This is a genomic window from Aeromonas sobria (assembly GCF_050266975.1).
Taxonomy (GTDB): Bacteria; Pseudomonadota; Gammaproteobacteria; order Enterobacterales; family Aeromonadaceae; genus Aeromonas; species Aeromonas sobria_B.
This window is the reverse complement of record NZ_JBKISU010000086.1, coordinates 1-834: the sequence shown is the minus strand read 5'-3', so window position 1 is coordinate 834 and position 834 is coordinate 1. Positions and strand designations below refer to the sequence as shown.

The following is an 834-nucleotide window of genomic DNA, read 5'->3' as shown; positions in this document are numbered from 1 at the left end:
CAGTGACCCTGCCGGGCGAGGCCCAGGCCGGTGACACCCTCAAGGTGAGCGGCCAGGCCGACCGCCTGTTGACCGATGCCGATATCCTTGCTGGCAAGGTGGGCTACGAGTTTGACCGTCCGGCCGACGGCGAGGCGCTGACCGTGACCGCCACTATCGTCGACGCGGCGGGCAACGTCTCGCCGGAAGGCAGCGACAGCGCGGTGATGGGCGACACCACTGCCACCGCGGCGCCGACCGTGGTCATCACCGAAGACAGCGACAACGACGGCACCATCGACCGCACCGAAATAGCGGGCCCCGTGAACGTGGCGGTGACCCTGCCGGGCGAGGCCCAGGCCGGTGACACCCTCAAGGTGAGCGGCCAGGCCGACCGCCTGTTGAGCGAGGCCGACATCCTTGCTGGCAAGGTGGACTACGAGTTTGACCGTCCGGCCGACGGCGAGGCGCTGACCGTGACCGCCACCCTGGTGGATGCGGCGGGCAACGTCTCGCCGGAAGGCAGCGACAGCGCGGTGATGGGCGACACCACTGCCACCGCGGCGCCGACCGTGGTCATCACCGAAGACGTGAACAACGACGGCACCATCGACCGCAGCGAGATCAGCGGCAAGGTAAACGTGGCGGTGACCCTGCCGGGCGAGGCCCAGGCCGGTGACGCCCTCAAGGTGAGCGGCCAGCCTGACCGGGTACTGAGCGAGGCCGATATCCTTGCTGGCAAGGTGGACTACGAGTTTGACCGTCCGGCCGACGGCGAGGCGCTGACCGTGACGGCGACCATCGTGGATGCGGCAGGCAACGAATCCCAGCCGGGCCGCGACAGCGCCACCATGG

1 protein-coding gene is annotated in these 834 nt (G+C 69.2%); it reads left to right on the top strand.

What is annotated here, in order from left to right; genetic code table 11:
* A partial coding sequence (locus ACLHZ1_RS20530; RefSeq protein ID WP_427263533.1) for a hypothetical protein occupies window positions 1-834 on the top strand: 834 nt, incomplete at both ends.